The sequence below is a fragment of the Bradyrhizobium septentrionale genome, assembly GCF_011516645.4.
Lineage (GTDB): Bacteria > Pseudomonadota > Alphaproteobacteria > Rhizobiales > Xanthobacteraceae > Bradyrhizobium > Bradyrhizobium septentrionale.
The window spans coordinates 8,961,042-8,986,182 of the sequence record NZ_CP088285.1; the positions used below are offsets into that span (position 1 = coordinate 8,961,042).

At 64.3% G+C, this 25,141-nt stretch carries 23 protein-coding genes and 1 pseudogene; 15 read left to right on the plus strand and 9 right to left on the minus strand.

What is annotated here, in order from left to right:
* Positions 1-3: 3 nt before the first annotated feature.
* The gene (locus HAP48_RS45100) at positions 4-582 is read left to right on the plus strand and encodes an Hpt domain-containing protein (RefSeq protein ID WP_166206467.1); all 579 of its coding nucleotides are present in this window, start codon (positions 4-6) and stop codon (positions 580-582) included.
* A gap of 57 nt (positions 583-639) precedes the next feature.
* On the opposite strand, the gene HAP48_RS45105 is transcribed toward HAP48_RS45100, so the two are convergent.
* From HAP48_RS45105 to HAP48_RS45115, 3 genes and pseudogenes are all read right to left on the minus strand, one after another.
* Positions 640-1,818 carry a DUF2336 domain-containing protein gene (locus HAP48_RS45105; RefSeq protein WP_166206470.1) on the minus strand — a complete coding sequence of 393 codons (1,179 nt, stop codon included), beginning with the start codon at positions 1,816-1,818 and terminating at the stop codon, positions 640-642.
* A 163-nt stretch (positions 1,819-1,981) separates the two neighbouring features.
* Positions 1,982-2,986 carry a transglycosylase SLT domain-containing protein gene (locus HAP48_RS45110; RefSeq protein ID WP_166215753.1) on the minus strand — a complete coding sequence of 335 codons (1,005 nt, stop codon included), beginning with the start codon at positions 2,984-2,986 and terminating at the stop codon, positions 1,982-1,984.
* A gap of 88 nt (positions 2,987-3,074) precedes the next feature.
* Positions 3,075-3,722: pseudogene (locus HAP48_RS45115) on the minus strand (c-type cytochrome); the annotation flags it as partial.
* 266 nt (positions 3,723-3,988) lie between these two features.
* Between HAP48_RS45115 and ccoN the strand changes: the two are divergent.
* Genes ccoN through ccoS form a run of 8 tightly spaced genes read left to right on the plus strand, consistent with a single transcriptional unit; the run spans position 3,989 to position 10,975 of the window.
* Positions 3,989-5,620, plus strand: a complete 1,632-nt coding sequence (ccoN, locus tag HAP48_RS45120) for a cytochrome-c oxidase, cbb3-type subunit I (RefSeq protein ID WP_166206473.1) — start codon at positions 3,989-3,991, stop codon at positions 5,618-5,620.
* Positions 5,621-5,625: 5 nt separating this feature from the next.
* Complete coding sequence (ccoO, locus tag HAP48_RS45125; RefSeq protein WP_175612275.1) at positions 5,626-6,369, plus strand: cytochrome-c oxidase, cbb3-type subunit II; 744 nt, start codon at positions 5,626-5,628, stop codon at positions 6,367-6,369.
* Positions 6,366-6,536, plus strand: coding sequence for a cbb3-type cytochrome c oxidase subunit 3 (locus tag HAP48_RS45130; protein ID WP_166206476.1), 171 nt, complete (start codon positions 6,366-6,368; stop codon positions 6,534-6,536). The genes ccoO and HAP48_RS45130 overlap by 4 nt, the downstream gene beginning before the upstream one ends.
* Complete coding sequence (ccoP, locus tag HAP48_RS45135; RefSeq protein ID WP_166206479.1) at positions 6,527-7,411, plus strand: cytochrome-c oxidase, cbb3-type subunit III; 885 nt, start codon at positions 6,527-6,529, stop codon at positions 7,409-7,411. The genes HAP48_RS45130 and ccoP overlap by 10 nt, the downstream gene beginning before the upstream one ends.
* Before the next feature lie 11 nt (positions 7,412-7,422).
* Positions 7,423-7,656: a hypothetical protein gene (locus tag HAP48_RS45140; RefSeq protein WP_166206482.1), complete on the plus strand. Its 234-nt coding sequence runs from the start codon at positions 7,423-7,425 to the stop codon at positions 7,654-7,656.
* 13 nt (positions 7,657-7,669) lie between these two features.
* Positions 7,670-8,464: a DUF2189 domain-containing protein gene (locus HAP48_RS45145; protein WP_166206485.1), complete on the plus strand. Its 795-nt coding sequence runs from the start codon at positions 7,670-7,672 to the stop codon at positions 8,462-8,464.
* Between the two features lie 34 nt (positions 8,465-8,498).
* Positions 8,499-10,760: a heavy metal translocating P-type ATPase gene (locus tag HAP48_RS45150; protein ID WP_166206488.1), complete on the plus strand. Its 2,262-nt coding sequence runs from the start codon at positions 8,499-8,501 to the stop codon at positions 10,758-10,760.
* A complete protein-coding gene (gene ccoS / locus HAP48_RS45155; protein ID WP_166206491.1) occupies positions 10,757-10,975 on the plus strand; it encodes a cbb3-type cytochrome oxidase assembly protein CcoS in 219 nt (72 codons plus the stop codon). The genes HAP48_RS45150 and ccoS overlap by 4 nt, the downstream gene beginning before the upstream one ends.
* Before the next feature lie 119 nt (positions 10,976-11,094).
* Here the strand turns inward: ccoS and hisI are convergent, their stop codons facing one another.
* Both hisI and folE read right to left on the minus strand, forming a co-directional pair.
* Complete coding sequence (gene hisI, locus HAP48_RS45160) at positions 11,095-11,523, minus strand: phosphoribosyl-AMP cyclohydrolase (protein ID WP_166206494.1); 429 nt, start codon at positions 11,521-11,523, stop codon at positions 11,095-11,097.
* Between the two features lie 28 nt (positions 11,524-11,551).
* On the minus strand, positions 11,552-12,232 hold the full coding sequence (gene folE / locus HAP48_RS45165; RefSeq protein ID WP_166206497.1) for a GTP cyclohydrolase I FolE: 681 nt from the start codon (positions 12,230-12,232) through the stop codon (positions 11,552-11,554).
* A gap of 241 nt (positions 12,233-12,473) precedes the next feature.
* Here folE and HAP48_RS45170 point away from each other — a divergent pair, with 241 nt between their 5' ends.
* Positions 12,474-12,920 (plus strand): iron-sulfur cluster assembly scaffold protein, encoded by a 447-nt coding sequence (locus HAP48_RS45170; protein ID WP_029080129.1) that lies wholly within the window; start codon positions 12,474-12,476, stop codon positions 12,918-12,920.
* 21 nt (positions 12,921-12,941) lie between these two features.
* Here the strand turns inward: HAP48_RS45170 and HAP48_RS45175 are convergent, their stop codons facing one another.
* Complete coding sequence (locus HAP48_RS45175; protein ID WP_210292764.1) at positions 12,942-13,859, minus strand: COG3904 family protein; 918 nt, start codon at positions 13,857-13,859, stop codon at positions 12,942-12,944.
* A 283-nt stretch (positions 13,860-14,142) separates the two neighbouring features.
* On the opposite strand from HAP48_RS45175, the gene yidD reads away from it, so the two are divergent.
* Positions 14,143-14,454, plus strand: coding sequence for a membrane protein insertion efficiency factor YidD (gene yidD / locus HAP48_RS45180; RefSeq protein WP_029080127.1), 312 nt, complete (start codon positions 14,143-14,145; stop codon positions 14,452-14,454).
* Positions 14,455-14,580: 126 nt separating this feature from the next.
* Complete coding sequence (locus HAP48_RS45185; protein ID WP_166206500.1) at positions 14,581-14,748, plus strand: hypothetical protein; 168 nt, start codon at positions 14,581-14,583, stop codon at positions 14,746-14,748.
* 40 nt (positions 14,749-14,788) lie between these two features.
* On the opposite strand, the gene HAP48_RS45190 is transcribed toward HAP48_RS45185, so the two are convergent.
* Positions 14,789-15,925, minus strand: a complete 1,137-nt coding sequence (locus tag HAP48_RS45190; RefSeq protein ID WP_166206503.1) for an MFS transporter — start codon at positions 15,923-15,925, stop codon at positions 14,789-14,791.
* 118 nt (positions 15,926-16,043) lie between these two features.
* Positions 16,044-17,333 carry a COG3904 family protein gene (locus HAP48_RS45195; protein ID WP_166206506.1) on the minus strand — a complete coding sequence of 430 codons (1,290 nt, stop codon included), beginning with the start codon at positions 17,331-17,333 and terminating at the stop codon, positions 16,044-16,046.
* A gap of 229 nt (positions 17,334-17,562) precedes the next feature.
* Between HAP48_RS45195 and thrS the strand changes: the two genes are divergently transcribed.
* The 3 genes from thrS (at position 17,563) to HAP48_RS45210 (ending at position 22,422) form a co-directional block, all read left to right on the plus strand.
* On the plus strand, positions 17,563-19,608 hold the full coding sequence (gene thrS / locus HAP48_RS45200) for a threonine--tRNA ligase (RefSeq protein WP_166206509.1): 2,046 nt from the start codon (positions 17,563-17,565) through the stop codon (positions 19,606-19,608).
* Positions 19,609-19,691: 83 nt separating this feature from the next.
* Positions 19,692-20,255 carry a nitroreductase family protein gene (locus HAP48_RS45205; RefSeq protein WP_166206511.1) on the plus strand — a complete coding sequence of 188 codons (564 nt, stop codon included), beginning with the start codon at positions 19,692-19,694 and terminating at the stop codon, positions 20,253-20,255.
* Positions 20,256-20,709: 454 nt separating this feature from the next.
* Positions 20,710-22,422 (plus strand): arylsulfatase, encoded by a 1,713-nt coding sequence (locus HAP48_RS45210; protein WP_224496847.1) that lies wholly within the window; start codon positions 20,710-20,712, stop codon positions 22,420-22,422.
* 203 nt (positions 22,423-22,625) lie between these two features.
* Here the strand turns inward: HAP48_RS45210 and HAP48_RS45215 are convergent, their stop codons facing one another.
* The gene (locus HAP48_RS45215; RefSeq protein WP_166206514.1) at positions 22,626-25,109 is read right to left on the minus strand and encodes a putative bifunctional diguanylate cyclase/phosphodiesterase; all 2,484 of its coding nucleotides are present in this window, start codon (positions 25,107-25,109) and stop codon (positions 22,626-22,628) included.
* Positions 25,110-25,141: the final 32 nt, after the last annotated feature.

Sequence of the window (25,141 nt, forward strand, 5' to 3'; positions counted from 1 at the left end):
ATCATGGCGAAAGACAAACCCGGGACGATCGAGGTCAAGAGTTTCGGCACGCACCATGTCATCACGCAGCCGAACCCGCTGCGCAACATGCTGCTGCGCGTCCCCGAGAGCGATCTCGACGATCCGGTCGGACGCGCCGAAAAGGCGCTCGCCGGGCTGTCGGGCGAGTTCAAGGAATGGATGACGATTGAGGCCGACCGCCTCTCCGCCGCGCACGCCGCGGTGCAGCGCGAGGGCTTCAACAAGAAGACCCGCGAAGAGCTTTTCCGGGCCGCCCACGACATCAAGGGCGATGCCGCAACATTCGGTTATCCGTCGGCGGCCGTAGCCGCCGAGAGCCTGTGCCGCATCATCGAGCACGCGCCCGACCTTAGCGCAGTGCCGCCGCAGCTGATTTCCCACCACATCAACGCGGTGCAGGCGATCGTGCGCGAGCGCACCAAGCTCGACACCGCTGTTGTCGCCGGCGTGCTGAGCAAGCAGCTCCGCGGCATCACCGATGAATTCCTGACCCACGCCAACCGCGACAGGCCCGAGCATCTCGAGGCGATCCTCGCGCCGAGCATCGCACCGAGCGAATAGCCGCGCGGCCGGCGGCCGCGGCAGCCCTCAGCTATCCATGCATAGAAGAAAAGCTGCCTAGGCCGCGACGAGATCGTCGCAAGGCAGCACCGCGATCCCGTCTTCCGCGGCGAGCTCCTCGCAGAACATCCGCGCATCCTCGCGCGCCGATTCCGTCGCAAAGCGGCGCAGCAGGATCAAGAGCGGCTCGGCCGCCGAATGGTCGGTCTCGCAATGGGTCAGCACGCGCTCGACCATACGGCGATGCAGGCGCGCTGCGCCGTCGCCGCTGTCGACATAGCCGACCTCGTGGCTGGCCTCGAGCGCGACGCGGAACGCGACATAGGTGGATTCCGGCAGCCCCGCGCGCCGCAGCAGCGCCTGCAGGCCGTTGCCGCCGCGGTCGTTCAACAGCGCGGAGACGCGGCCATAGGGCAGTCCGGACAGTTCGGCAAGCGCAGCCGCGAACAGATCGAGATTGCCCGACAGCAGCGCGCGCAGGATCAGGCCTGCGGTCAGTTGCCCGGTGGCGCGCAGATGCGTGATCAGGCCATGCATGTCGTCGCCGAAAGCGCGCGCGGCGATATTCACCGTCGAGCGCTCGCGCGCCTCACCGGCGATGCGGTCGGCCCGGTCGGCGCCGAGCCAGTTTCGCGCGACCACGAATTGCGCCAGCGTGTCGGAGAGCTTTGCGACCAGCGCCAGCCGCGTCGCGGACGGCAGGTCTTCGAGCTGCAGCATCGATTCCCGGATGGCCGCGAGATGGCCGTGGCGCTCGACGATGCGGTCCCAAGAGAACGGCGCGAGGCCCGCATACGGGTTCTCGATCAGCTCCAGCGCGGCTGCCGCCGAGCCGACCTCGGCGATCGCGGCGGCGACGGAGGCCGGCAGGTTGATGCGGCGCGCAATCGCGCACTGCATCTCGTCGGAGCCGGTCGCGACGAGGTCGACCAGGTCGGCATCGATCAGAAGCGGTGAATGTTCCAGCACCGGCAGCGCGATCGCCGGCTGGTCGGCCGACAGCGCCTGCACGATCGCTGCCGGCGCCCCCGCGCTGTGGGCAAACACCTCGGCCATCGCCTGGCGCACCAGCGGCGACGGGTCGTCGAGCAGCATCAGCAGCGCGCCTTCGGCTGCGATGCGATCCTCCTCGGCGAGATCCGAAATGAGCCAGGCCCGGGCCAACGCCCGCGTCGCCTCTGCCCGCTCGCCTGCCGGAGCGGTCCTAATCCAACTAATGAACTGCCGAACGATCATGGTCCTTCCGGCTTACGCAACGAAACGGCGTCGACTTACGACGCCAACTACAAGGAAAAATAAACCATGACGCTTAACAAAGGGTTCACCATAAACGTTTGGGATTATTGACGTTTCGTTAAGACGGCAACGGCGCGCAGGCTTCGCGCGCAGCAAGGCGGCGCTAGCCGCTGCTATAGGTGCCGTTGGGATCGCTGAACAGATCAAGCCGCCCGGGCGCGCGGACCTTTGGCGTCGCCGAGCTGGTCAGCGCGGAGGAACTGCCCCACAGCTCCTGCACCGCCGGCGAGATCGGCTGTGAGCGGTCGCCGCCCTGGTAGAGCGAGCGGAACGCTGGCGCCGGCTGCGCGGATGCGACGGTCGAGGTCGCGTTGACCGCCGTGGTCGAACGGGCGTCCGGGAAGGTCGAGAGATAGGACGCGGTGTCCATGGTCAGCGCTGGTGTCGGCGCCGCGCTTGCGATCGCGTAAGGGCTCATGGTGTCGCCGCCCGCCGCGGCAAACGCGGTGCGCGTATCCGCCGCATTCGCGGCCGCGGCATAGCGCGTGGTCAATACCGAATAAACCTGCGAGACGCTGCGCGCGCTGCCCGACTTGTCGTAGAAGATCGACTGGTTCGCCGCCGCCGCCTTTGGAAACATCGCAGCTGCGCTGGCGCTCGGACTATCCTCTGCACTCGAGATCAGCTTGCCGGCGCCGCCCACGCCCATGAAGTGGGCCATGTAGAGTTCGGCGTCGGTCGGGCGACGGCCGAGCTTGCCGGTGAGCTTGAAGCTGTTGGATTGCGTCAGCACAGCCGCCATCGACGACGTCGCATCGGGATCGTCGCGCAGCTTCATGATCGCATTGCGAGCGGTGGGATCGCCGACCGAATAGCTGCCGTCGGAATTCTTGGTGATGGCGTCGGCATACTGGCCATAGCCGAGCTGGCTTCCGGCCTCCTTGACGGTGCCGAGCCAGGTCTGGTCGATGAATTGATAAAGCCCATGCGCCGACGAGGTGGTGGCGCCGGCCCGCGGATTGAAGTTGGATTCCATCTTCGCGGTCGTGAGCAGATATTCGAAGCTCGTGCCGGTAGTCGCGGCCGCCTGCTTGATCGAGCTTGCAACTTTCAGGCGCGAGGAATCGACACCTGCCGCAGCCGTGGCATTGTAGAGGTCGACCGCCATCGATCCGGTGCCTTGCGGGCGCCGGCAATCGGCACCCATGTCATGTCAACCTGCCGTAATTATGGTTAACGGCACGTTAACATCCCGCTCAGGGCTGGACCTCGTAGTAGTGCGCGACCTGGTCGATCTCCTCGGCCGTCATCTGGCGGGCGATGTTGCGCATCTGCTGGATGATGTCGTTGCGCCGGGTGCCCGACGCGAAGGCGTCGAGCTGCGACTTGATGTAGACCGCCGACTGGCCGCCGAGCCAAGGGCTCCCCCGCCTTGTTGTCGATATCGCCGTGGCAGGAGCCGCAGGCCGGGATGTTACGCATCGGGGCGCCCGTCACCACGATCGCCGGCGCGGCGCGCCCGGTCTCCAGATTGTTCGAAGGCACCCGCGGCAGATAGGCGTAATAGGCCGCAACGTCCTTCATGTCCTGATCGCTCATGGCTGTCGCGAACGGGCTCATCACCACGCTACTCGCGCGCCGGTCTTGAGGTCGGCGAGCTCCTTGTACGTCACCGCGGCAAACTGCCCGGCGAGGTTCGGTGAATGGGCGTCGCTGACGCCCTGCGGTCCGTGGCAGATCGCGCAGCGCTGAGCCAACGTCGCGCCCCGCCCGACCGAGACTTGATTCACCTTGGTCAGCATCTCCGACGTCATGATGACATTGGAGGCCTTGAAGTCCGACTTGACGGCAGCCGGCTGCACGGCGGCGCGCGGAACACCGGCCGCGCTGCAGATCGCATCCCAAGCCATTCGATCACTTCGTCGGCTCGGGCGAGCAGCGTCCGTGGTAGTTCAACGCCGATCCTTTGTGCAGCCTTATGGGTTCTCTGACCTCGCCGACATCTCCCTCTTTGATCTGGATCAACGCCAACGGCTTTTTCATGTTGGCGAATGGCAGCAAGCTTGCCCTAAAGTCAGGTCCCAATCTCCGCCGGTTTTGATCGCCAGAAGTTTACGATCAGAGGGATCAAGCCAGATGCGATTCCGTCCTCAACTCTCGCAGGCGTCCCATGATTGCCCAGCTTACTCGGAATGAACGGCAGCGCGCGATTCAAATCGGCCTTGTGGTCGCAGGTTGCGGACTGCTGCTCGGCCTGGCGGGCGCAGACGATCCGATCGGCCTTCATGGAGCGCTGATCTTCATCGCCGGATTGCTGGCGATCCTCGTCGTTGGCCGGGACTATTACGCCCCGGAGCCGTCGGATGAACGCTTTAGCCAATATTACGATGACCCCAGCAAGGCCGGCATCATTCTGGCAATGGCGTGGGCCGTCTTCGGCCTTGCGGTCGGCGACTGGGTGGCTTGGCAATTGGTCAAGCCGGATCTGACCTTTGGCGGCGGCTGGTCGAGCTTTGGCCGGATCCGGCCGGTCCACACCACATCGGTGATCTTCGGGTTCGGTGGCAACGGCCTGATCGCGACCTCGCTCTACGTGCTGCAACGGACGTCGCGCGCGCGACTGCCCGATCAGCTGAGCCCCTGGTTCGTGCTGCTTGGCTACAATCTGTTCTGCCTGCTTGCCGTCACCGGCTACATGATGGGCATTACCCAATCGAAGGAATATGCGGAACCGGAGTGGTACGCCGACATCTGGCTGGTCGTCGTCTGGGTCGTCTATTTCCTGATCTATTTGCGCACGCTGGCGCGACGCAAGGAGCCGCACATCTACGTTTCGAACTGGTACTACATGGCCTTCATCCTGGTCGTTGCGATACTGCACATCGTCAACAACCTCGCCGTCCCCGTGTCCCTCGGTCACGCCAAGAGCTATTCGGCGTTTTCAGGCGTCCAGGACGCCATGACCCAGTGGTGGTACGGTCACAACGCCGTGGCATTCTTCTTGACCGCTGGCTTCCTCGGCATGATGTACTACTTCCTGCCGGTGCGGTCGGGTCGGCCGATCTTCTCCTACCGCCTGTCGATCATCTCGTTCTGGGGCATCACCTTTTTCTACATGTGGGCGGGATCGCATCACCTGCACTACACGGCGCTGCCGCAGTGGGTGCAAACGCTTGGCATGACCTTCTCGCTGATGCTCCTGGTCCCGTCCTGGGCCTCCGCCGGCAACGCGCTGCTGACGCTCAACGGCGCCTGGCACAAGGTCCGCGACGACGCGACCTTGCGCTTCATGATGGTCGCGGCGGTGTTTTATGGCCTGACCACCTTCGAGGGATCGTTCATGGCGATCCGGTCGGTCAATTCGCTGTCCCACTATACCGACTGGACGATCGGCCACGTTCATGCCGGCGCGTTGGGCTGGGTTGCATTCATCACCTTCGGTTCGATCTACGCATCCGTGCCCTGGCTCTGGAATCGCGACGGCATGTACTCGGCTAAGCTGGTCGAGGCTCATTTCTGGCTCGGGCTGGCGGGGACCGTGATCTACGTGTTCGCGATGTGGAATTCCGGCATCATCCAGGGGCTGATGTGGCGGACCTACAATGAGAGCGGAACGCTCGCCTATTCCTTCGTCGATTCCCTGGTCGCGATGCGTCCGTATTACATCGCGCGGGCGGTCGGCGGATTGTTCTTCCTGATCGGCGCCTGTCTCGGCGCATACAACATCTGGATGACGATCAGGAGTCCCGGCTTGGCTGCGAAGCAGCCCGAACCGAAGCTTGCCGCGCAACCGGCGGAGTAACCGTGATGTCGATCTTCGGATTTCACTACCGGCTGGAGCGCAAGGCGATCGGCCTCGTCCTTGGGATCATTGTGGTATCGAGCATCGGCGGCCTGGTCGAGATCGCGCCGCTGTTCACCATCCACCAGACCGTCGAGGATGCGCCGGACATGCGGCTCTACACGCCGCTCGAACTCGCCGGTCGCAACATCTACATCCGCGAGGGCTGCTATGCCTGCCATTCACAGATGATCCGGACGCTGCGGGACGAAGTCGACCGTTACGGCCCCTACTCGCTTGCGGTCGAATCCAAATACGACCACCCGATGCTGTGGGGCTCCAAGCGCACAGGACCGGACCTCGCGCGGGTCGGCGAAAAGTATTCCGACCAGTGGCACGTCGCTCACATGATCAATCCCCGCGACGTGGTGCCGGTTTCGGTGATGCCCGCCTATGACTGGCTGCTGTCCACCGAATTGCGCACCGACGACCTCAGCCTTCATCTCAAGGCCCAGCGCGCGGTCGGCGTGCCCTATACCGACGACATGATCGCCAATGCGGCTGTCGATGCCTACGGCCAGTCCAGCCCGGACGCACCGCAGGCCGATGGGGTGACCAGGCGTTACGGCAAGGCCACCACAGTCCGCGCGTTCGACGGGCTCCCCAGCCGATTGACGGAAATGGATGCGATGGTCGCCTATTTGCAGGTGCTCGGTCGTCTCACCGGGGCAGCCCACAAGTCGACGGCCGAGGCGGGAGCGAGCCAATGAGCGTCGAGCACGACCTTCTTGTCGGAATCTCCAAATCGTTCGGCCTGTTCTACCTGATGGCGCTATCAGTCGCGGCGCTGATCTATGCGTTCTGGCCGGCCAACAAGCCGAGATTCGATCGTGCAGCCCGATCCATTCTTGACGGTGAGGACAAGCCATGGCGGTAGAGCAGCACGACCGCGATAGCTACACCGGCTATCTTACCACCGGCCACGAATGGAACGGCATCAAGGAATTGAACACGCCAGTGCCGCGCGTGGTCTATTTCTTCCTGGCGCTGGCCGTCCTGTTCTCGATCGGCTACTGGATCCTGATGCCGGCCTGGCCTCTGGGCGTGACCTACACCAAAGGCCTGCTCGGCATCGATCAACGCAAGGTCGTTGCGGCATCGCTGAAGGAAGCGGCGGCCGATCGCAGTGTCTGGAGCAAGCAGATCGAGACCGAGAGCTTTGCTGCGATCCAGTCCGACCCGAAACTGATGGAGATCGTGCGCGGCGCGGGCCGCACCTTGTTCGGCGATAATTGCGCGGCGTGTCATGGCCAGGATGCCAAAGGCGGCCCCGGATTTCCCAACCTGACCACGTCATCCTGGCTCTGGGGGGACACGCCGGAGCAAATCTTCAACACGATCCGCGTCGGCATCAATACCTCACATCCCGACACGCATGTGTCCCAGATGCCGGCGTTCGGGCGCGACCAGATGCTGCCGCGGGCCGACGTCTTCAAGGCGGCCACCTTCGTCTATTCGCTCGCGCACCCGGATGCGAAAGACATCGATCCCAAGAATGTCGAGGCCGGCAAGAAAATCTTCGCCGCCAATTGCGTCTCCTGTCACGGCGAGGATGCTAAGGGCAATATCGAGCTGGGCGCGCCGAACTTAACCGACAGCTTCTGGATCTATGGGGGCGACCTGGAGAGCATCGACACCTCGATCTGGGGCGGCAGGCAGGGTCGCATGCCGACCTGGGAAGGTCGCCTGTCCGATCTCGACCGCAAGATCCTCACGCTCTATCTGCTCGACAAGCGGAGAGCATCGAAATGAACGAGATTGTCATGTCAGACAAGCAAGCGCGCGCAAGACCCACGATTCGTCTCTGGCTCTTGATCGCCGTCGCGGTCGCGGCGTTTATCGGCGCCAATGCCCATCTCATCTATGTCGCGACCAAGTCGCAACCCGCCTGCGTGGCGCATCTGAAGCAAGGCAAGGCAGGCACGGCACGCGGACTGTTCAGCGCCGCGCAATCGTCCTGTTCGCCGTCGCCGCCGGCCAACGCAGATCATTCCTGAGCGGAGACACGCCATGCCGATGATCCCTCCGGTTGCAGCACCCCTTGCCCCCCCCAATCGATGGGCGCGCTCGCTGACGCCGGCCGACCCCTTCGAATGGCTGGCGCGGGGCCGGCAGGATTTGATGACACGGCCCTGGATGAGCTTGGCCTACGGTATCCTCATTCTGCTGATCTCGGTGGTGCTCGTCGGCGGCCTGATTGCGTCTGAACGCGACTACATTCTGTTTCCGGCGTTCGCAGGATTCATGGTGGTCGGCCCGATCCTGGCCGTCGGTCTGTACGAGAAGAGCCGCCGGATCGAGGCTGGCGAGCCCCTGGAGTGGCAGAATCTGTTCTTCGTCAAGCCGCGCTCCGGCGGTCAGATCCTGTTCACGGGCGTGCTGCTCTGCCTGTTGACGATGGTGTGGATGCGCGCGGCCGTCATCATCTACGCGCTGTTCTTCGGTCTGTTGCCGTTCCCGGGCCTCGACCGCATCGTACCCATGCTGTTCTCCACCCCGACCGGGTGGGCGATGCTAGTGGTCGGGACTGCGGTCGGAGGTTTGTTCGCCGCGTTCTCATTCGCGATCAGCGTCTTTTCCATCCCGATGCTGCTGAATGAGGATGTCGATGCCTTTACCGCGATGGGCAGCAGCATGGCGCTGGTCTGGAACAATCTGCGCGTCCTCCTGATCTGGGCTGTAATCGTGCTCGCGCTGTTCCTGATGAGTCTTGCGACCTGCATGCTCGGACTGGTCGTCATCTATCCGTTGCTCGGGCATGCCACCTGGCACGCCTATCGGGCCGCGCAACCGGCCGGCGCATAGCGCGGCTTTCGCGGTTGAGAGATGGAGCCGTTCCATGAGTTGCTGCGCACCCGGCGCCGACCTCTGTCTCGATAAGGCCGGCACCTCGAACGAGGAGATCCTGCTTTCCAGCCGGACTCTGCGCGACGGCCTGCGCCAGACCGACCTGTCAGTACCGGACATTCACTGTGGCGGCTGCCTGCAAAGAATAGAGGCCGCACTCAGCAAGCTCGACGGCGTCACCTACGCGCGCGCAAATCTTTCTGCCCGTCGCGTCACGATTCAATGGTGTGGCGACACGCCGCCGCCGCTGATTCCGACGCTGACGGCGATCGGCTATCAGGCGCACATCCGTGATGTCGGTGCCGACGGCAAGGACCCGGCCTTGTCAAAGCTGTTGCTGGCGCTCGCGGTAGCGGGATTCGCCACGAGCAACATCATGCTGCTATCGGTGGCGAACTGGTCGGGTACGGAAGCCGGGACGCGCGACCTGTTTCACTGGATTTCCGCAGCGATTGCGCTGCCGACGCTGGCCTATTCGGGGCAGGTGTTCTTTCGATCAGCTTGGCGCAGCTTGCGCCGCGGCCAAACCAACATGGACGTTCCGATCTCGATTGGCGTCCTGCTTGCCTTTAGCATGAGCCTTTGGGAAACGATCGGACACGGCCCGCACGCCTATTTCGACGCCTCCGTGTCGCTGCTGTTCTTCCTCCTGATCGGGCGCACGCTCGACCATGTGATGCGCGAGCGGGCGCGTCAGGCGGTGAACGGATTGGCGCGGCTGTCCGCCCGCGGCGCGCTTTGGCAGCGGCCGGATGGCGCGCAGATCTACCTACCCGTCGATGAAATCGAGCCGGGAATGACCATCCTGCTGGCGGCAGGAGAACGCGTGGCCGTGGACTGCCGCGTGATCGGCGGGCATTCCGAACTCGACTACGCGCTGGTGTCGGGCGAAAGTGCGCCGCAACCGGCCGCCGAGGGCATGGAACTGCAAGCCGGTATCCTCAATCTCACCGCCCCGCTCACGGTCGTCGCCACGGCTGCGGCAAAGAACTCCTTCCTCGCCGAAATGGTGCGGATGATGGAAGCTGCCGAGGCCGGCCGCTCGGCCTATCGCCGCATCGCCGACCGCGCCGCGCGGCTCTACGCGCCGGTCGTTCACGCCACGGCCTTACTGACCTTCGTCGGCTGGATGGTCGCCACGGGCGACGCGCATCGCGCCATCACCATTGCGATTGCGGTGCTCATCATCACCTGCCCCTGCGCGCTCGGCCTGGCCGTGCCGATGGTCCATGTCGTTGCCGCCCGGCGGCTGTTCGACCTCGGCATCATGATCAAGGACGGCAGTGCACTGGAACGGCTCGCCGGCGTCGATACCGTCATTTTCGACAAGACCGGTACGCTGACGACAGGCCGGCCGCTTCTCACGCCGTCCAGTGATGTCGACGTCAATACGCTTGCGCTGGCGGGCACGATCGCGGCGCACTCGCGTCATCCCTATTCCCGGGCGCTGGCAGCTCTCAGCGTGGGCGGCAAACCAACCCGGCTCGATGCCGTGGCCGAGTTTCCGGGTGCGGGTCTGGAGGCCCTGTCGAGCGAGGGCGTGCTGCGGTTGGGCCGTCCGGACTGGGCCGTCGCGGAACGGCCGCTCGATCCTGCGTATCGCGATGCCAACGTCCTGTTGTCCTGCAACGGCAGTTGCATCGCTGCCTTCCGCCTCGAGGACTCCCTGCGCGCCGGCGCGCACGACGCCATCGCCGAACTGAAACGTTCCGGCCTCCACGTCGAAATCCTGTCCGGCGACAGCGAAACGCGGGTCGGCACCATCGCCGATCGCCTCGGCGTGACCTTTGCGGCCGCCGCGTGTCCGGCCGACAAGGTCGTTTGCATCACCACGGAGAAGGCGGCCGGCCGCAAGGTCCTGATGGTCGGTGACGGGTTGAACGACGCGCCGGCGCTAATGGCCGCCGATGTCTCGATCGCCCCGGGATCGGCCGCCGATGTCGGCCGCAACGCCGCCGATTTCGTGTTTCTGCGCGAAAGCCTTCTGGCCGTTCCGCAGGCACTCGCAATTGCGCGCGACGCAGCAAGGCTCGTGCGACAGAATTTCGGCCTGGCGATTGCCTACAATGTCGTCGCGATACCGGTCGCGGTGCTCGGCCATGTCACGCCGCTGATCGCAGCGGTTGCAATGTCGCTGTCGTCGGTGATCGTGGTGGCGAACGCCTTACGTCTTCACGGTGGGTCACGGATCAGCCCGCCGATGGCAACGACGATCGATCGCGCCGCGGCTCTCAACTATGGGCCGGTCAAATGATCGACTTCTTCTTCCTTGTTCCAATTGCCATCGGGATGGGCCTGGCCGGGCTGGCCTCGTTCATGTGGACGTTGAAGAGTGGTCAATACGAAGATCTTGAGGGTGCGGCCGAGCGAATCCTGTTCGAGGGCAGTGAAGGACCCGTCGTTGAAAAGCGGCCTGTACCTCCTGCTGGGACGCAGAGCGACCAGCGCAAAAAACGTGGTCAGCGGTAAAAAAACGATGCATCACCGTTTTTGCTGCCAGCGCGACGACGAGACGATGGGCACATCGCAAAACAGGAGGCAACGAAGTGCACCACTTCGACGCGTCGTCTTTGATTCAGATCAGCGTTCTATTTGCGATAGACCTGCGCTGGGTCGAACAGCCGCTCGGCATCGACAAAGGACAGGCTGACATCGCCGCCCTCGCCCTTCACCGCGCGATAGAAGCAGGAGCGCCGTCCGGTGTGGCAGGCCGCGCCGATCTGCTCGACCTTGAGCCACACCGCGTCCTGATCGCAGTCCATCCGGATCTCGACCACGCGCTGGGTCTGGCCCGAGCTCTCGCCCTTGCGCCACAGCGCATTGCGTGAGCGGCTGAAGTACCAGCCTTCGCCGGTCGCGATCGTCTTGCGCAGGGCTTCGTCGTTCATGTGCGCGACCATCAGCACATCACCGGTCGCGACATCGGTCGCGACGCAGGTCACGAGACCTGCCGCGTCGAATTTGGGCTGGAAGTCCAGCCCCTCTTCGCGGTCGTGATCGTGGGTCGATGCGGACACGGAAAACCTCGCTTAGGAAAACGCGAGGTTACCGGTTCGGTCCTCGCACCAGGGACAGGAAGCGCTGCTGCTCCGCCGGATTGTCGCGGAACATGCCGGTGAAGCGGCTGGTGAAGGTCGATGCGCCATGCTTGGCGACGCCGCGCACCGACATGCAGGTATGCTCCGCCTCGATCAGCACCGCAACGCCGCGCGGCTTCAGGACCTCGTCGATCGCAGCCGCGACCTGGGCGGTGAGATGCTCCTGGGTCTGCAGGCGGCGGGCGAAGATGTCAGTCAGCCGCGCCAACTTGGAGAGGCCCACGACGCGCTCCACCGGCGTATAGGCGATATGCGCCTTGCCGTAGAACGGCATCATGTGATGCTCGCACTGCGAGGTGAATTCGATGTCGCGGACGAGGACGAAATCGTCGTAGCCCGCGGTCTCACCGAAGGTGCGGTTCAGCACTTCCGCCGGGCACTGATGATAGCCCTGATAGAGCTCGTCATAGGCCTCGACGACGCGGCGCGGCGTGTCGAGCAGACCCTCGCGGCCGGTATTCTCGCCGATATAGGCAAGCAGCGTCTTTACGGCATCCTCGGCTTCCGCCCGCGACGGGCGTGGCTGGTCGGCACGAACGGCCGCCGCCATGAATTCTGCGGGGTCGAGCTCGCTGGCTTTGGCGTCGGTCGGCTTGTTGGGGCGGATCGATTTGATCAAGGCGTCCATGTCTTCTCCGTTCGACCGGCCCTGGCATTTGCCCTCGGGGCCGGATGTGTCACCGGGCAGACGGGGCGGATCGTCGAGCCGCCGGGCGCCTGAGTCCCATTGTTATAGCACCGCCGCGGCGCAGCTGTGCCGCGGTCGCTGCATCGCCGGGCTATGTTTCCGGCGCTGCCGTCCATATATAGGACGGTGAAACCCAGCCGCCAAGAGCGCCCGGCGCCGCCGGAACCAGGCATCTGTCCCCATGCTGAACGACATTTACAACAAGCGGATCATCGAGTTGGCCGGCAATATTCCGCGCCTCGGACGGCTGGCCGAGCCGGACGCCAGTGCCACCGCCCACTCCAAATTGTGCGGTTCGACCGTCAAGGTCGACCTCAAGATGGACGGCCCGGTGGTGACGGACTTCGCCCATGACGTGAAGGCCTGCGCGCTCGGCCAAGCCTCCTCCTCGATCATGGCGAGCCACGTGGTGGGGTCGACCGCGGACGAGCTGCGCGAATTGCGCGAGACCGTCCGCAAGATGCTGAAGGAAAATGGCCAGCCCCCGCAGGGCGGCAAATGGGCCGACATCGCGCTGCTTGAGCCGGTGCGCGATTACAAGGCCCGCCACGCCTCGACGCTGCTGACCTTCGATGCCGTGGTCGATGCGATCGGCCAGATCGAGGCCAAGGCAAAACAGCCGGCGTAACCCCTACTGCCAGCCTAAACCTTACTGCGACGGCTGGACCGGCGCCGGCGCTGCGGTACCGCCGGTCGGCACCACGGCCTCGGCGGTCTTGGTCGCCTTCGCGACCTGCGGCTGCGCCTCACCTTCCATGGCGCTGCTCACGAAGCGATCGCCGTGCTTCGGCTTCGCTTCGGCGACAGGGATCGCACTGTCCTGCCGCGGCAGCACGTCGGCGACCGCATCCGTGGTGACGAGATTGGTCAGCCGCAATTCGGCCGCCGACAATTCATGCAGGTCTTCCCACGGCGGCACGCTGAGCGCGAGCGACAGCAGCTCACCGGCGCCGCCCATATCGAAGGTGTACTTGGCAAGGCGGCCGATATCGCGCTCGACGATCATCAGGTCCTGGGCGGTGTAGCTCGCGGCCTTGGCATCGTCGGCGCGGTCACCCATCCAGATCTGATGCACGCGGACATGGGCGGCCGGCGGAACGTAACGCGTCTTGCCCGACAACAGCAGGAACGCGCACATCGACTCGCAATAGGCATCCGGCAGCACGCTCGCGCGGTCACCCGCCGCCGCCTGATCGACGACGCTGGTGCCGACCGTGGTGAGCGCGCCGAGACCGCGGAAGCGGCGGCCGAGCGCGATCGCGTCGTTGACCGAGCCGCCGCTGGAGTCGAGCACGATGGTTGCGCCGCTGAGCTGGCGCCCGCGCGCAAACTCGTCGAAATCCTTGGGGCTGTCGGCCGTGATGATGCCGACCGCCGACACCCAGCCCCGGCAATTCGGCTGGCACGCGATCCAGCTGAACTTCATCGGCAGCTTGCGTTCTTCGAGGGTCGAGCCAGCCTGCGCCGATTGACCCGGCGTCGTCACGGAACCGGTAGCTGCGAAGCAAAGGGCAACGGCGCCGATAAGCGCCCGACTGCGCGACGAAAGCGAGTTCACGAGCCTCAATTTGGTTCCTTCCCCCAAGCCCCTGGTGACGCGAGCGGCGGCAATGGCCCCATGGCAATGCGCCGCGATTCTGTCATCGGCGCGTTATGAGAACGGTAGCGTTGCTGACCCGGACCGTCCATAGAGCCCTTTGTTGCGGCGCGACCCGCGCTGTGCGATAATTGCGAACTGTGGCGTAAATATCTGCAACAGAACAGTTCCTTGGCTTGGAACCCCCGCAAGACTACGTACATACTTGCGTATGCCGCCGACAGATCATTCAACGTCACACCATCCGCAATGCATGGACTGTGCCACCTCCATGCGCCGCCTGCCGCGCAATTTCGGACGCGCCTTGATCTGGATCTACCGGCACACGCTGTCGCCGCTGGTCGGCTACAACTGCCGGCATCTGCCGACCTGTTCGGTCTATGGCGATGAGGCGATCGAACGCTTCGGCTTGTGGGGTGGCGGGTGGATGACGCTGGCAAGACTGCTGCGCTGCCAGCCCTGGGGCACCTCCGGGATCGATAACGTCCCGCAGACGAGGCCTCCTGGGGCACACTGGTATCTGCCATGGCGCTATGGCCGCTGGCGCGGCGTCAACGAGGGTTGACGCCGGCGTCAACGAGAATTGAGGAGTTGCTGCGGCGCTCCTAAACCCAGCACGCATGGCTGTTCCGGCGGAACTATGGCGATACTTGGTGCATTGCTTCATTGCCCCCCTGGGGAGGAAACAACAATGCGCTGGAAAATCAGCGACAACGGTCACGATCCCAGGCAGATCGATTTGCTGGCCGTGCTTGCCCTGCTGGTCATGATCGTCGCCGCCTACGGCTACTTCACCCACAATCCGAACAAGCCGAGCGCGACGGCGTTCATCGTGCCCAGCCAAAGCGTGAAGTGGTGATGCGCCGGCTCGGCCGAAGACATGCGTCGAAACAGCAAGCTCACTCGGCAGCAGCAGCGCGCGCGGCCGACCGCGGCCGCGTGATGAGCACAACGACAAGGGCCGCCGCGACGAACGCCGTGGCCACATAGCCCGCGCTATGCAGCCATTCGCGCGCGAACAGCAATCCGCCGATCGCGGAGCCGATGGCTTGGCCGATATACAGCACCGAGGTATTGAGCGAGACCGACGCCGCGGCGAGCGCCGGCGCCGCACCGACCAGGCGCACCTGCTGCATCGAATTGGTCGATGCGAAGCCGAGGCCCCACACCGCAACCGAGGCCGCCATCAATACATAGGCGCCGGCGCTCAGCGCCCAGCCGGACACGCCGGTGAGCAGCAGTGCGGTGAACAGCACCGAGGTCTTCCAGGCGCCCCAGGAATCCACGATCCGGGTTGCGATCGCGATGCCGACGAAGCCGAAGATGCCGTAGAGCGCGAACACGATGCCGACGGCGTCCGCGTTGGCGCCGGTCAGCTTGGCGAGCAGCGGCCCCATGAAGGTGAACACCACGAACTGGCCGGACATCTGCAGCGTCGTGATCGACAGCAGCAGGACGACGGTCGGGTTGCGGGCGAGATCGGCCCAGGTTCTCAGGTCGACCGGCGCGCCGTGCAATCCGCCGGATAGCCGCCACCACAGCAGCAGGCAGCTTGCGAGCCCGGTCAGCGCGATCGCGCCGTAGGTCGCGCGAAAGCCGTAACGGCTTGCGATGAAGGTGATCAACGGCAGCCCGATCGCAGCCGCAAGCGACCAGCCGAGGAAGATATAGGCGATCGTGCTGCCGCGCTTCTCCACCGGCACGATCAGCGCCGCGGTGCCGGCCGCCTGCGGCGTATAGAGGACGCCGACCGCGAGCATCACCATGCGGATGATCAGGAGACTGTTGTAATCCGGCGCGAAGGCGGATGCCGCATTGGTCAGCGTCAGCACCAGAAGCGTCGCCGTCAGCAGCGCGCGCCGTTCGATCCGGCTGGTCAGCCACGCCGTCACCGGCGATCCCACGCACAGCACGATCGCGCCGAAGGTGATCAACAGACCCGCGGTGTGGATCGTGACGCCGAGCCCGTCGGACAACTCCGCCAGCATGCCGGCCGGCGCCAGCACCGAGCAGCCGGTGACGATATTGCCGAGCATCAATGCAGTCGGAGCAAAGCGTTTCACGCCGCGTTGATAGCAGACCCGAAATTCAATGCAACTGCATCTAAATGCATGGCACCTGATCGAGGCGCGCGCCTTGCACTCCCCCTTGCTCTCACGGCGACGGCGATGCCGCCGGCGCGGCGTTGACGCTCGGCGACACAACGGCCGGGAACGCGCTCGCAGGCTTCGGGCCGGCAGTTGCCGCCGGGCACGACGCCAACAGCTGCGTCCATCCCTGCTCCAGCCCGGTGGTGTCGATGTCGAATGTCACCAAGCCGGGCTTGGGGTCAGACTTGGGATCGGATTTGGCATCGGATGACGGTGTACTCTCGCCGACCTGCAGATGCGGCGCCGCCAGCATCGCCTTGACGGTGTCCGAGCTCACCGCGTCGCTCCAGACCTCGTATTTGCCGAACCGCGCCGGCAATCTGCCGAATGCGACCGTCTTGTCGGCGCCGGCCATCATCACCACGGTGCTCTTGCCGGCGGCGCCCTCGTCGAACTCGCGTACGAACATCAGCCGCCCGCGGTCCTTGTTCTCGCACAGCAGGCGCCACTCCATCATGCGGAACGCGCTGCCGTCGCCCTTCTTCTGCTGGGCGATCTTGCGGACATAGGGCCGTGTTTCCTTCTCCACCGCCCACAGGGTTTCCGGCAACGGCCGCGTATCGATGCCAAATCGATAGAGCTCCGGGCGCGTCAGCACGTGCAGGTTCTCGTATTTCACGGTCCGGATCAGCTCGCTGAGCTCGTGGCTGATCCCCATCGCGGCGAGGAATGCGTTGCGGTCGCGATCGGCGCTCACCATCTCGCGCCGCCTGAAGTCCGCAACGACCTGCGGCGGCGGATGCCCGTGAACCACGAACATCAGCTTGGAGTTATGCACCGCGACCACCGAATCGGGTGCCACTTCGCGGCTGGTCGCGCCCAGGAACAGATAGGCGCAGGCCGAAACGCACATCGCATTGCGCGTGGCGAGTTCGGCCTCGACTTCCCCGTTCGCACCCTTGATCTTCAGGCAGGCGGCATCGACCTGCGTACCGGAGGAACATGCCGGCACGCTGGTGCGGCCGACCCGGGCAACCGCCTTGCGCGCGCGCAGCAGCCGCGCGATCGCGTAGGACTGCTCGACGTTGCCGCCCGGCGAATGAAGGTAGATCGGAAGCTGGGTATCCTTGACGCCGGCAAGGAAGCGGCGGATCCGCGCCGCGGCGTCCCGATCGATCTCGCCTTCGATGGCGATCCAGCGATCGCAGCCGGCGCCGCAGGCGTTAGCCGGTCCCCTGGCAAGATAGATCGTCAGCCGCTTCGCAAATCCGGCCTTTTCGACCGGTGTATCTTCCGCCCGCAAGGCGGCGGGGATCAGAAGCAACGCCACGAAAAACAGGAGACGGGAAAACATGAACCTTGCAGATCGCGCGATAGCGGAAAACGGGCTTTCGACGTTAGACGATGATGGCCGCGGTCGCAATGTTGGGCGGAATCCTGCGCAGGCAAGCTTCCCTCGATTCGGTGCGGCCGCAGGCCCATTTTCTTGATATTGCCGGATTGCAGGCGCCAAATCCCCTGCTATACCGCTGCTTTCCCGCTTACCTGCGCTCGTTCGCAGGAGTGAGCTCCAGGAGCCTTCGATGACTGACACGCCCAAATCCGAATCCGGATTCCAGTACAGCCTCTCCAACCTCAAGCCAGCAGAACCCTTGCACAAGATCGCCCTCACCTTTCCAGACGGGGCGACCCGCGAATTCGCCAGAGGCACCACCGGCCTCGACATCGCCAGGGGCATCTCGCCCTCGCTCGCCAAGCGCACCGTCGCGATGGCGCTCGACGGCACGCTTGCCGATCTCAACGATCCGATCGAAACCGACGCCAGGATCGAACTGGTCAACCGCGACGACCCGCGGGCGCTGGAACTGATCCGGCACGATGCCGCGCATGTGCTTGCCGAAGCCGTGCAGTCGCTATGGCCGGGCACCCAGGTCACGATCGGCCCGGTGATCGAGAACGGCTTCTACTACGACTTCTTCCGCAATGAGCCGTTCACGCCGGAAGATTTTGCCGCGATCGAGAAGCGGATGCGCGAGATCATCGCGCGCGACAAGCCGTTCACCAAGGAAGTCTGGGATCGCGAGAAGACCAAGCAGGTGTTCCGCGACAAGGGCGAAGCCTTCAAGGTCGAGCTGGTCGACGCCATTCCCGGCAGCGAGCCGATCAAGATCTATTTCCAGGGCGACTGGTTCGATCTCTGCCGCGGCCCGCACATGACCTCGACCGGCAAGATCGGTAACGCCTTCAAGCTGATGAAGGTGGCCGGCGCCTATTGGCGCGGCGATTCAAACAATCCGATGCTGACCCGGATCTACGGCACGGCCTTCGCCAAGCAGGAAGACCTCGACGCTTACCTCAAGCAGATCGAGGAAGCCGAGAAACGCGACCACCGCAAGCTCGGCCGCGAGCTCGACCTGTTCCACTTCCAGGAGGAAGGCCCTGGCGTGGTGTTCTGGCACCCGAAGGGCTGGACCATCTTCCAGCAGCTGATCGCCTATATGCGGCGCCGGCTGCTCGGCGACTACAACGAGGTCAACGCCCCGCAGATCCTCGACAAGGCGCTGTGGGAAACGTCGGGCCACTGGGACTGGTACCGAGAGAACATGTTCGCGGCGCAATCCGCCGGCGACGAGGCCGAGGACAAGCGCTGGTTCGCGCTGAAGCCGATGAACTGCCCGGGCCATGTGCAGATCTTCAAGCACGGGCTGAAGAGCTACCGCGATTTGCCGCTGCGGCTCGCCGAATTCGGCGTGGTGCATCGCTACGAGCCGTCGGGCGCGATGCACGGCCTGATGCGGGTGCGCGGCTTCACCCAGGACGACGCCCATGTGTTCTGCACCGAGCAGCAGCTCGCCGACGAATGCCTCAAGATCAACGACCTGATCCTGTCGACCTATGCCGATTTCGGCTTCGACGGCGAGCTTACGGTCAAGCTCTCGACCCGGCCGGAGAAGCGGGTCGGCACCGACGAGATGTGGGATCACGCCGAGCGTGTGATGGCGACCGTGCTGTCGGAGATCAAGGCCAAGGGCAGCAACCGGATCCGGACCGAGATCAATCCGGGCGAAGGCGCGTTCTATGGGCCGAAGTTCGAATATGTGCTGCGCGACGCCATCGGCCGCGACTGGCAGTGCGGCACGACCCAGGTCGATTTCAACCTGCCGGAGCGGTTCGGCGCGTTCTACATCGACCACGACGGCTCGAAGAAGGCGCCGGTGATGGTGCACCGCGCGATCTGCGGTTCGATGGAGCGCTTCATCGGCATCCTGATCGAGCACTACGCCGGCAACTTCCCGCTCTGGCTGGCGCCGACGCAGCTCGTGGTCACGACCATCACTTCCGAGGGCGACGAATACGCCAGGGTGGTGGCGGCGGCAGCGCGCCGCGCTGGCCTCCGGGTCGAGATCGACCTGCGCAACGAGAAGATCAACTACAAGGTCCGCGAGCATTCGCTGGCCAAGATCCCGGCCCTGCTCGTGGTCGGCAAGAAGGAAGCCGAGACGCATTCGGTCTCGGTCCGCCGGCTCGGCAGCGAGCGCCAGACCGTGATGCCGACCGACGAGGCGATCGCCGCGCTGGTCGACGAAGCGACGCCGCCGGACGTGAAACGGGCGCGATCCGTCGCCTGATCTTCACAATCGGTCTAAACTGGCTTTCGTCTGACAGCTCGGGTCCCCATCTTGGGGGCACGACTCCCCTGAAGGACATTTCCGTGCCCGATGCCATTGAACTCCTGAAGACCCGCCGCTCGATGAAACCGCGCGAGATGACCGGGCCCGGCCCGTCCGCGGCCGAGCTCGAGACCATTTTGACGATCGGCGCGCGCGTTCCCGATCATGGCAAGCTTGCGCCGTGGCGCTTCATCGTGTTCGAGGGCGACGCCCGCTCGCGCGCCGGCGACGTGATCGCAAAGGTGTTCGCCCGGAAGAATCCCGGTGCGCCGGCCGCCGACATCGAGGTCGAGAAGAAGCGGCTGACCGATGCACCGCTGGTGATCGGCGTGGTCTCCTTTACCAAGCCACATCCGAAGGTGCCGCCATGGGAGCAGGAATTGTCGGCGGGCGCGAGCGCAATGAACATCGTGACTGCGGCGACCGCGCTCGGCTACGGCGCCTGCTGGCTGACCGGCTGGTTTGCCTTCGACCGCGACGTGCTCGACGGTCTCGGCCTGAAGCCGGACGAGAAGCTCGTTGGCCTGATTCACATCGGCACGCCGACCAAGCCGAGCGAGGATCGCCCGCGCCCGGCGCTGTCGGATATCGTGACGCGGTTCTAGGGTGTGCGCTCATGAACGTCAGCTTCCGGGAGTAGAGCGGACGTCGCCCAGGATGGCCATAGACGGCTTATGACGCAAAGCGGACATCGAAGCCAATGAGCCTTCTGGTTGGCGCGAGAGAACACCACCTGGAAGCTGGTACTTCCCGGCGTATATGGGTCCGGGGTACCGAGCTTGATCGGAGAGTCCTTTTTGAGCTCGCCTCCAACTCACCAATGATCTTGATTGCCGGATCGGCGTCCCAAGAGTGACAGGCCGCCATATCCCGCCCCTCGTTCCGGTCAGTGAGTAGCCTTCGTGCCGTCCTGGGCTGGGAATGTCTGCCCCGACATGGCTTGATCTAAATCAACCCGGAACTGCGCCATTCCGTTCCTGTACTCCTCAGCGCCCCTCAAAGGAGGCGCCTCAACAAGTCATGTCGGCTGTGGGCGCATGACAGGGAGAGGATTGGGTCATGAGCAATGGCAAGATTCCGAAAAGCCTTGAAGCCAGCACCGAGCCGACCAACGCGGGACTGAAGCGCCGCGATCTGCTGTTGAGCGGTAGTTCTCTCATCGCGGCGTCGGCGCTCTCAGCCGTTGGCCTGACCAGCACTGCGCAAGCGCAGCAACCGACACCGGCGCCCGCCCCCGCTGCGGCCGGCCAGCGGCCGAACATCGTCTTTATCATGGGTGACGACATCGGCTGGTTCAATATCGGCGCCTACCACCAGGGTATCATGGCAAGCCGGACACCAAACCTCGACAAGCTCGCCGCGGAGGGCATGCGTTTCACCGACTATTACGCCGAGGCGAGTTGCACCGCCGGTCGCGCCAACTTCATCACTGGGGAACTGCCAATCCGAACCGGGCTTACCACGGTCGGCCAAGCTGGCTCCCCTATCGGCATGCCGGCTCAAGCGCCAACCATTGCGACCGCGTTGAAATCCATGGGGTACGCGACGGGACAGTTCGGCAAGAACCACCTGGGCGACCTCAACGAGTTCCTGCCGACCATGCACGGGTTCGACGAATTCTATGGTTATCTCTACCATCTCGATGCGATGGAAGATCCGGCCCACCGCAATTACCCGCAATCGCTGTTGGCCAGTGTCGGTCCCCGCAACATGGTTCATTCATGGGCGAGCAACGTCGATGATCCGACGGTGCAGACGCGCTGGGGCAAGATCGGCAAGCAAAAGATTGAGGACGCCGGACCGCTTTATCCAAGGCGGATGGAGACGGTGGATGATGAAATCCTGAAAATTACGTTCGACTTCATCGACAAGGCCAAGCGGGACAACAAGCCGTTCTTCGTCTGGCTCAACCCCACGCGCATGCACGTGGTCACCCACCTCTCGGAGAAATACGAGAACATGCGCAATTCTGACAACGGTTGGTCGGTTTCCGAGGGCGGGTTCGCCCAACTGGACGATATCGTCGGCGCCGTGATGAAGAAGCTCAAGGACGAGGGCTTCGACGACAACACGATCGTCGCGTTCACAACCGACAACGGCGCGGAGAACTTCACCTGGCCGGATGGCGGACAGACGCCGTTCGCGGGCGGCAAGGGAACGGCACTGGAAGGCGGCTTCCGTGTACCGTGCATGATCCGCTGGCCGGGCAAGGTGCCGGCGGGAAAGGTCGAGAACGGCATTGTGTCCGGACTCGACTGGTTCCCGACCTTCATCGCTGCCGCCGGCAATCCGAATATCGCCGAAGAGTTGAGGAAGGGAAAGCAGCTCGGCGACAAGACCTACAAGGTCTACCTCGATGGGTACAACCAGATGGACCTGATTACCGGAAAAGGCCCGTCTGCCCGCCACTCGATCTTCTATTTCACGGAAGGCACATTGAGCGCGGTGCGCATCGACGACTTCAAGTATCGCTTCACCGATCAGCCGAGCGGCTGGTTAGGCGGCACGGTCAAGGTTGATTGGCCGATCCTCACCAACATTCGGCTTGATCCCTTCGAACGTACGGGCCTGCCCAGTGGCGATAAGGGGTCGCTGTCATACTATAACTGGTTTGTTTACGAGTTCTGGCGGTTCCAGTTCGTGCAGCAAGAGGTCGGCAAGCTCGCCCAGACCGCGATCGAGTATCCGCCAATGCAGAAGGGCGCGAGCTTCAATCTCGAAGCCGTCAAGGAGCAGATCGAGAAGGCGATGCAGTCGCGCGCTGGCAGGTAGATGTGCGGTGCGGCGGGATCCCAAGCCCGCATGGGCGCCGCGACATGCAGGACCCTCGCCCCCAGGGTGCCGCTTCGCTCACCCGGAGGCGCGGCTATCTAGCAAAGGACCGTCATTGCCGGGCTTGACCCGGCAACCATCGAAGCCAAGGACTCCTTCGAAAGAGGATGGATGCCCGGGTCAAGCCGGCCATGACGAGCGGCTCAAGCCGCCTTCGACGCGCGCGCCGCAAAGCCGCTCAGCAGCGCCGCGATCTCGCCCGCCGGCCTCGCCGCGCTGAACAGGAAACCCTGCACCTCGTTGCAGCCTTCGGCGCGCAGCCAGTCGAGCTGGTCTGTTGTCTCGACCCCTTCCGCCGTCGTCGTGATCTTGAGGCTGCGGCCGAGGCCGGAGATCGCGCGCACGATGGCGAGGCAGTCGGAGCGCCGCGCCAGATCCTTCACGAAGGAGCGGTCGATCTTGATCTTGTCGAATGGGAAGCTGCGCAGATAGCTCAGGCTGGAATAGCCGGTGCCGAAATCGTCCATCGAGATGCTGACGCCGAGCTCGCGCAGCTGGTGCAGGATCGCGAGGTTGGCTTCGGTCTCCGCCAGAAACACCGACTCGGTGATCTCGAGCTCGAGCCGCTGCGCCGGCAGGCCGGAATGCGCCAGCGCCGAGATCACGGCCTGGACCAGATTGCGGCTGCGGAACTGCACCGGCGACAGATTGACTGCGACCTTGACGTCGGTGGGCCACTTCATCGCCTCGGCGCAGGCTTCGCGCAGCACCCATTCGCCGAGCGCGACGATGAGGCCGATGTCTTCCGCAACCGGGATGAACTCCGCGGGCGAGACCATGCCCTTTTGCGGGTGCTGCCAGCGCAGCAGCGACTCGAAGCCGCTAATGCGGTCGGCTGCAATGTCGACCAGCGGCTGGTAGTGCAGCTCGAACTCGCCGTTGCTGAAGGCCGCGCGCAAATCGCGCTCCATGTCGCGGCGCTTCTGCGCCTGCTGGTCCATCTCGGGTTCGAAGAAGTGGTGCACGCCGCCGCCCTCGGACTTGGCGCGGTACAACGCCATGTCGGCATTGCGCATCAGTTCTTCCGACGTGGTGCCGTCGCCCGGCGACAGCGCGATCCCGATGCTGGCGCCGACCACGACCTCGAGCCCGTCGATCCTGTAGGGCGCACTCAGCACGTCGATCAGCCGTTCGGCAAAGCCGCTCGCCTCGTTGGGCGAAACGTCAGCGGCAAGCACGACCGCGAACTCGTCGCCGCCGAGACGGGCCGCCACATTGTCGTCGCGGACCACCTCGCGCAGCCGCTCCGCCACCAGCTTGAGCAGCCTGTCGCCCATCGGATGCCCGAAGGAATCGTTGACGTTCTTGAACAGGTCGAGATCGAGGCACATCACCGCAACGCGCTTGCTACTGGGCCGGCCACGCTCCAGCGCCTCGCGCAACCGCTCCTGGTAGAAGTCGCGGTTCGGCAAATTGGTGAGCCCGTCATGGTGAGCCATGTGCGCGATGCGCGCTTCGGCGGCCCGGCGCTCGGTGATGTCGACCACCGCGACCAGATAGCCGTCGCGGCCCTCGAAGGTCACCTTGCGTCCGAAGGTCAGCACGTGGATCTCGGTGCCGTCGGCCCTGATATGCCGCCAATCGCGGCTCGATTGATAAACGTCGCCGATCTCGCGCAAGGCCGCGGCGTGCACGCCCCACTCATCCTCCGGCCAGATCTCGCGCAGCGTCATGCCGAGAAATCGGTCGCGGCTGTAGCCATAGTGCTGAACGGCAGCGTCGTTGACGCTGAGGAATTCCATCGTGTCGGCGGCGAACACCCACATCGGCATCGGGTTGTTCTCGAACAGCAGACGGAACGACTCTTCGCGCCGCTTCAACGCAGTGACGTCGGAGACCGTCAGCGACAGCATGTCGCCGAACGCCGTGACGCCGAGCCGCAGACAGCGATCGCCGCTGTCGATCTCGAACTGGCCGCCAGGACCGCTTCCGACGAATCGACGCAGACGGTTCATCACCAATGGCGCCGCAAGCGGATTGCCGCCGGCGCTGAGCCGGCGCCACAGCAAGTCGGTCGCGGGCTGCATCAGGAGCCTTGCAGCGCCCTGGTTGAGATGCACGATCTGGAAGTCGGCCGCTTCGCCCCGCGCATTGCGAATCGCGGCGAGCGACAGCACGCCCTCGTCGGTGGCCGAGAAAATCGTATCGAGAAGATTGTACTGCGCATTGCGCTCGTTGACATAGACGCCGACCAGGATGCCGCCCCAGCGCGACCGCGTCGGCAGCGCCAGCACGTCAAAGGTCCGCACCAGACCGTCGCGCACGCAATGCGCCGACGCGAGATAGGGCCTGCAGTTCTCGCGCGCGTTTGCGGCGGCTTCGGTCAACGCGGTCGCGCAATCCGGCGGCAGCGCACTGAGCGGAATGTCCCAGCGTTCGTCGTTCAGCCAGGTCTGGACGTAGCGGCCGGTGTGAGACACGGTGAGCACACCGTCGACGTTGCGCAGCAGCACGATGTGATCCGCGAGCCGGCCAAGGCTGCCGAGCATGACGTCTTCATAGTGCGGCAGCTTCTCGCCGGGACGGACCGCGGCCTGCCACTTGCGCTGCAGGACCGGAACGTCGGCGAACATCTCCGAATTGAACTTGGCCGATGTCTTTGCTGATTTCTTGTTGGCCATGATCATGGCACGCCCCGTTCACGCAAACGCAAATCCCC

Bases quoted from the DNA above. Each gene is read 5' to 3' on its own strand.
- HAP48_RS45100 (WP_166206467.1), top strand. From the start codon at position 4: ATGGCGAAAGACAAACCCGGGACGATCGAGGTCAAGAGTTTCGGCACG.
- HAP48_RS45105 (WP_166206470.1), bottom strand. From the start codon at position 1,818: ATGATCGTTCGGCAGTTCATTAGTTGGATTAGGACCGCTCCGGCAGGC.
- HAP48_RS45110 (WP_166215753.1), bottom strand. From the start codon at position 2,986: ATGGCGGTCGACCTCTACAATGCCACGGCTGCGGCAGGTGTCGATTCC.
- ccoN (WP_166206473.1), top strand. From the start codon at position 3,989: ATGATTGCCCAGCTTACTCGGAATGAACGGCAGCGCGCGATTCAAATC.
- ccoO (WP_175612275.1), top strand. From the start codon at position 5,626: ATGTCGATCTTCGGATTTCACTACCGGCTGGAGCGCAAGGCGATCGGC.
- HAP48_RS45130 (WP_166206476.1), top strand. From the start codon at position 6,366: ATGAGCGTCGAGCACGACCTTCTTGTCGGAATCTCCAAATCGTTCGGC.
- ccoP (WP_166206479.1), top strand. From the start codon at position 6,527: ATGGCGGTAGAGCAGCACGACCGCGATAGCTACACCGGCTATCTTACC.
- HAP48_RS45140 (WP_166206482.1), top strand. From the start codon at position 7,423: ATGTCAGACAAGCAAGCGCGCGCAAGACCCACGATTCGTCTCTGGCTC.
- HAP48_RS45145 (WP_166206485.1), top strand. From the start codon at position 7,670: ATGCCGATGATCCCTCCGGTTGCAGCACCCCTTGCCCCCCCCAATCGA.
- HAP48_RS45150 (WP_166206488.1), top strand. From the start codon at position 8,499: ATGAGTTGCTGCGCACCCGGCGCCGACCTCTGTCTCGATAAGGCCGGC.
- ccoS (WP_166206491.1), top strand. From the start codon at position 10,757: ATGATCGACTTCTTCTTCCTTGTTCCAATTGCCATCGGGATGGGCCTG.
- folE (WP_166206497.1), bottom strand. From the start codon at position 12,232: ATGGACGCCTTGATCAAATCGATCCGCCCCAACAAGCCGACCGACGCC.
- HAP48_RS45170 (WP_029080129.1), top strand. From the start codon at position 12,474: ATGCTGAACGACATTTACAACAAGCGGATCATCGAGTTGGCCGGCAAT.
- yidD (WP_029080127.1), top strand. From the start codon at position 14,143: ATGGACTGTGCCACCTCCATGCGCCGCCTGCCGCGCAATTTCGGACGC.
- HAP48_RS45185 (WP_166206500.1), top strand. From the start codon at position 14,581: ATGCGCTGGAAAATCAGCGACAACGGTCACGATCCCAGGCAGATCGAT.
- HAP48_RS45190 (WP_166206503.1), bottom strand. From the start codon at position 15,925: ATGCTCGGCAATATCGTCACCGGCTGCTCGGTGCTGGCGCCGGCCGGC.
- HAP48_RS45195 (WP_166206506.1), bottom strand. From the start codon at position 17,333: ATGTTTTCCCGTCTCCTGTTTTTCGTGGCGTTGCTTCTGATCCCCGCC.
- thrS (WP_166206509.1), top strand. From the start codon at position 17,563: ATGACTGACACGCCCAAATCCGAATCCGGATTCCAGTACAGCCTCTCC.
- HAP48_RS45210 (WP_224496847.1), top strand. From the start codon at position 20,710: ATGAGCAATGGCAAGATTCCGAAAAGCCTTGAAGCCAGCACCGAGCCG.
- HAP48_RS45215 (WP_166206514.1), bottom strand. From the start codon at position 25,109: ATGATCATGGCCAACAAGAAATCAGCAAAGACATCGGCCAAGTTCAAT.